Origin of the sequence: Psychroserpens damuponensis (assembly GCF_000826655.1) — a bacterium.
Taxonomy (GTDB): Bacteria; Bacteroidota; Bacteroidia; order Flavobacteriales; family Flavobacteriaceae; genus Psychroserpens; species Psychroserpens damuponensis.
Genome location: NZ_JXJO01000063.1, coordinates 1 through 4982 on the forward strand (window position 1 = coordinate 1; position 4982 = coordinate 4982).

Genomic DNA, 4982 nt, shown 5'->3' on the forward strand with positions numbered 1-4982 from the left:
CATACACAATCACGTTGGCAAACATTTGACGCAACCATTTGAACAAAATCACATCTATAAGAAAAAGAAATTATGAAAAAGTACTTCTTATTATTTTTAATTATAAACTTATTTATTAGCTGTTCTCAAAATGAAATAGATATTGATGATAGTTATTCTTTTAATGGTAGAGGAGGAATCAAGTGTGAAGTTGATGGAGTTCTTCTAAAACCAAGCACAGCAATAATATATGGAAATGCTAGTTTGAATTCAGACTCTACATTGGAGGGAATTCCATTTATGTCTTTGAGCTTTCATAATAGTAATCAAAGTACAGGATTAGGATTTCAAGTCATTAGAATATTATTGAATGATGTTGACTCTAGAGATGACTTAACTGGATTAATTTTTGAATTAAAAAATGAAGAAAACGGAGAAAGCTATGGAGAATATAGTGTCGGTGGATTTGGAGATGGTGCAACAAATGATGTTTATGTTGGAGAACTTGAAGTCATTTATCACGATGTGGATGAAAGAATTTTAGGTGGTACATTCTGGTATGATGTAGTAAATACAAATGGAGAAATTCGTGAAATTAGAAACGGTGAGTTTGACATGAAAATATGGTAATCATAAAAAAAAAACGATTTGCCAACACCGTGTATAATTAATTGCTTGGTTCGTGATTACGTACGAAAATCCTCTCGGATTTTCTATTCGGTAATTATTTGCTAACTTACTCGCTAAACCACGCAACTAAATCATACACAAACACGTTGGGCACAATATGCAAAAACACTCGAAATTGAAAACAAAGAATGGAAATTAAAGATTATATAACTGGAATAATATCAATAATTGCGATTGTGATTTCAGTAATCGCTTATTTACAAAATTCGAGAATAGAAAAAAGACAATTACGAATTGTAAAATTGGAAGAAATGCTTGAAATAACCCATATTCTTATGGGCAATTATCAATATTTTGAGGACACTAATTTTTTCAAAAATGATATTTTAAAAGGAATAAAAGACAATCCTGAAAAAGAAAATTACAACCGACAAATAAACGCTTTAAACCAAATATCGGAAAGTATTGAACTTCAAAAAAAACTAACAAGATTGTATGTTTTGAGCAATTCATATTTACCAAAAAATGAATTGAAAGACAAAGTTGGAATTTTCATTTCTGTTTACACTTCGCTTGCGGAAAATACTATGTCAAATCCGTATAAGATTATTGAACTTCCATTTAATGACTTTCCAAAGAGATGGGATTTCTTGAATTTTACTCACGAAATTCAAAATGAACTAATTGAAGAAATGGACTTAGGGTATAAAAATAGTATTGAAAATAAAAACACATTTGAAAAGGAATTTAAAAAACGATATAAACTGAAATAAATACTGTGCCCAACACCGTATAAAAAAAATTGCTACATTAGTGCTTTACTAAAGGTTGTTGCATTTTTATCAACTTCTGAATTTCCTTCGGAAATTCCTCACTGACAAAACCGCAACTTTCCTTATACAATCACGTTGTAAAACATTTGAGAAACAGAAATAACATAAAATATTTTGCATTACTAATTGTGATAATTGGATTATCATACTTAGGTTATAAAGGATATCGGAATTATCAAAGAAATGAGATAATTAAAGAATTGAATACAAATCTCACTTTTTCTGACTCTCACTCGAAATTCAAAAAACTCACCTATTCGGATTCTGAATTTGAATTTAACAACTCGCTTCTAAAATCAATAAGTAAAATCAAAGACTCAATCACGACTGAATTTCTAAATGGAACAGAAGAAAGAGTTCTCTTTTTTGCTCTTGACAAAGACACTTTGAATATAAAAAAAGCTAGCGGAAAGAAATACAGTTATTCTTCAAAACTTGACAAAGGAATTTATGATAAGAAGTTTAACGATTTATTGTTCAATTCGCTGGAACCTTTACTTTCGAAAAACGGTATTGATAAAATTGAAATTTATACTTTGACACCAACTGAATACAGAAATATTCCACCACCACCTGGGACTTTAGCGAACTTTGATTATGAAAAAGAATATGAATAATAAAAAACGTTTTACAACAACGTGTATAATTCATTGCTAGTACTCGCCTACTTACGAAAATCCTCTCGGATTTTCTATTTGGTTTGTATTTGCTAATTTAGTTGCTGAAACACGCAACGAAATCATACACAAACACGTTGTAAAACATACCCAAGAAACATTGTGATTAATATTGAACTTTTAGTAAAAGACAAAATAAATACTCTTTGGAGGGAATTTGGAAACGAGGAATATTGCAGGTTTTCGCCAAATTCGATTGCGGAAATCCCAAATGATGGACTGATTTTTATTGGAATTAATCCATCAATGACTGATAAGGTTAAAGAAAGACTAATTGAAAAAAATGATATTAATTGCGAATTCCACAAATTAACTTATAATGTTGAGCGTGATTATCGCTATTTCAAAAAATTCTTTGATGTTGCAGAAAAAACTGGGCTGAATTGGGGACATATGGACTTACTCTATAATCGAGAAACTAACCAAAAGAAAGTTGCCGGTTTATTAAAAACTGAACGAGGAAGAGATTTTATTTACAAGCAATGTATGATTTCAAAAAATGTGCTTGACCAAATAATTGACAAAAAAAAGCCAAGAATATTTGTAGTGAATAATACTTTAGCCCGAGAATTATTGGGCGAATATCATTCCGAAAAACCAACTGAAAAAAGTAATCATTGGATTGGCTATGACTTTGTTTGGAACGAAGATTATGGAACTTATGTTTATAAGAACAATGCCTTTTTCTTTACGAGTATGCTGACTGGACAACGAGCTTTAGACAATGGTTCTTATCAGAGATTAATTTGGCATATAAATTTAGTGAAAGAAAAACAGAGTGCGTAAAGTACGTTTTACAACACCGTGTATAATTCATTGCTAGTTATAGCCTACTTACGAAAGTCCTCGCGGACTTTCTATCTGTGATTTATTTGCTAACTTTAGTGCTTAAACACGCAACGAAATCATACACAAAACCGTTGTAAACAATTTTAAACGCATAAATAACAAATGATAAAAAATAACATACTTATCGGAATTTTAATTGGATTAGTTATTTTTTCATGTTCATCTAATGATGACAATGGAAATCTGGCAAATGGAAATCAAAACGGATTTAATTTTAATGGTAATTTCTATTCGACACAAAACGCATTTGTTGATGATGAACCTGATTATATTTCAATTAACTTATCAAACATCAACCCCTATCAGCCAACTCAAACTACTGGTATAAATTTCGTTAATATCGAATTTCTAGGAACATCCATAGAAACAGGTACAATTACAGATATTACTAATTATAGAATTGTTGAAAATGCTGAATATTTAGATGATTCTTTTATTGCTTTGGGAACTACAATAATAAACCGTATACAAGATGGATTTACTATAACTTCCGGAACTGTCACTATTAATTTTATTTCAGAAACTAACATTGATTTTACTTTTACTTTCACCAGAGAAGATGGAGAAATTGTTAATGGGAGTTACTCTGGAGTTTATACAAATACAAGTGAGTAAAAACAGTTTACAACAACGTGTATAACTAATTACTTATTCTGTGTGTACTCAGAAAATCCTAGCGGATTTTCCTCTGGTTCGTTTTAGTTTAGTAACTTAGTGCTAGCCAACGTAACTAGCCATCACACGAACACGTTGTATGTAATTAAAATAAACACCAAAAAATGAAATTTACGACTATAATTCTTAATATTTTATTACTTAGTATTTCATTTAAAGAATATCGAATATTTAATAACATTAAAGATAGCCACGAAATAAAATCAAAAACTTCACTCTATTATAAACAGACTGTAAACACAATCAAACCAAATAATAAAAATTTTGATTTATTAATTAGAGGAAACGAAAATTATGATATTATCTTAACTACTATAAAAAAGGAGGATTATGAAAAAGCAAAACAAATTCAAACAACTCAATTATTAGATAAAACTACAATTCCATCACAGGTAAATTTGACTGAATCTTGTTATACTGTCGAAACACCAATTAAGATTGAAAAAGCTTGTTTAGATGGTGATGATGAACTTCTTAATATATTTTATAGTGGCTTCATAAAAAAGCTAAATAGTTGTGTTATATCAGAACAATGGTTTGAGGTGCCCACATTAAGTAATAAAGTTATTAATTTAGATAACGGAGCAATTACCTACGTTGACGGAGATGAACTTATATTTTCACCAAACTTAAAATTCATTTATAGCCCATCTTTTGTTGAAGGAATTTCTTTGTATCAAATAATGGATAAGAAAATATATCCTATTCTTAAAACAGATTGGGAAATAGAAGAAAAATATAAATTTGATTTTAGCTCTTTTGGTAAAGCATATTGGGTCTCGAATAGTAGTTTCTATGCTAGTAATGGTAAAGAATATTATAAATTTAAGATACAAGATAAACGAATTACGTATAATAATGAGTTTGAAAAAAATATTGTAAAAGCGGAAAATAAAAAGTTTATAATTAAAGTAGACAGACTGAAGGATGGCACTATAAGATATATGTCTTGGAACAAACCAAAAACCGCAAATGATAGACCAAGTTTAGTTTTGTATAATGGAGAGGTTGAACAACAAACCAAATATGGTTCTGGTTTTGATTATCGATTTCAAAACGGAGAGTATCTTTATGTGATAGAAAATAATGTCGAAACGACAAGTTCTAAACGCCTGATGCTTAGACTCTATAAAAACTATAATGAAATACTATATACCAGTTTAACAGATTTGAATAAGAAAAAATAAAACTACATACAACACCGTGTATAATTAATTGCTTGGCTTGGGCTCATCTGGAATATTCCTTCGGAACATTCTCAGACTCGGTTTTGTTTGCTAAATTAGTAGCGTAAACCACGCAACTAATCATACACAAACACGTTGTGCCCAATTAAAAA

Annotated in this window: 6 protein-coding genes; all 6 read left to right on the forward strand. The window is 29.7% G+C overall.

Annotated elements, in window-relative coordinates:
- Positions 1–72: 72 nt before the first annotated feature.
- The gene (locus TD29_RS17305) at positions 73–609 is read left to right on the forward strand and encodes a hypothetical protein (RefSeq protein ID WP_040282757.1); all 537 of its coding nucleotides are present in this window, start codon (positions 73–75) and stop codon (positions 607–609) included.
- A 188-nt stretch (positions 610–797) separates the two neighbouring features.
- Complete coding sequence (locus TD29_RS17310; RefSeq protein ID WP_040282759.1) at positions 798–1382, forward strand: hypothetical protein; 585 nt, start codon at positions 798–800, stop codon at positions 1380–1382.
- A gap of 146 nt (positions 1383–1528) precedes the next feature.
- Positions 1529–2059 carry a hypothetical protein gene (locus tag TD29_RS17315; protein ID WP_152611555.1) on the forward strand — a complete coding sequence of 177 codons (531 nt, stop codon included), beginning with the start codon at positions 1529–1531 and terminating at the stop codon, positions 2057–2059.
- Between the two features lie 162 nt (positions 2060–2221).
- Entirely contained in the window at positions 2222–2905 is a 684-nt protein-coding gene (locus tag TD29_RS17320) for a hypothetical protein (RefSeq protein ID WP_040282764.1), read from the forward strand.
- A gap of 165 nt (positions 2906–3070) precedes the next feature.
- The gene (locus tag TD29_RS17325; protein ID WP_040282766.1) at positions 3071–3583 is read left to right on the forward strand and encodes a hypothetical protein; all 513 of its coding nucleotides are present in this window, start codon (positions 3071–3073) and stop codon (positions 3581–3583) included.
- 164 nt (positions 3584–3747) lie between these two features.
- A complete protein-coding gene (locus TD29_RS17330) occupies positions 3748–4830 on the forward strand; it encodes a hypothetical protein (protein ID WP_040282768.1) in 1083 nt (360 codons plus the stop codon).
- Positions 4831–4982 lie beyond the last annotated feature (152 nt).

What these genes read in the sequence shown, in the direction of transcription:
- TD29_RS17305 (WP_040282757.1), top strand. Translation starts at nt 73, where the DNA reads ATGAAAAAGTACTTCTTATTATTTTTAATTATAAACTTATTTATTAGC.
- TD29_RS17310 (WP_040282759.1), top strand. Translation starts at nt 798, where the DNA reads ATGGAAATTAAAGATTATATAACTGGAATAATATCAATAATTGCGATT.
- TD29_RS17325 (WP_040282766.1), top strand. Translation starts at nt 3,071, where the DNA reads ATGATAAAAAATAACATACTTATCGGAATTTTAATTGGATTAGTTATT.
- TD29_RS17330 (WP_040282768.1), top strand. Translation starts at nt 3,748, where the DNA reads ATGAAATTTACGACTATAATTCTTAATATTTTATTACTTAGTATTTCA.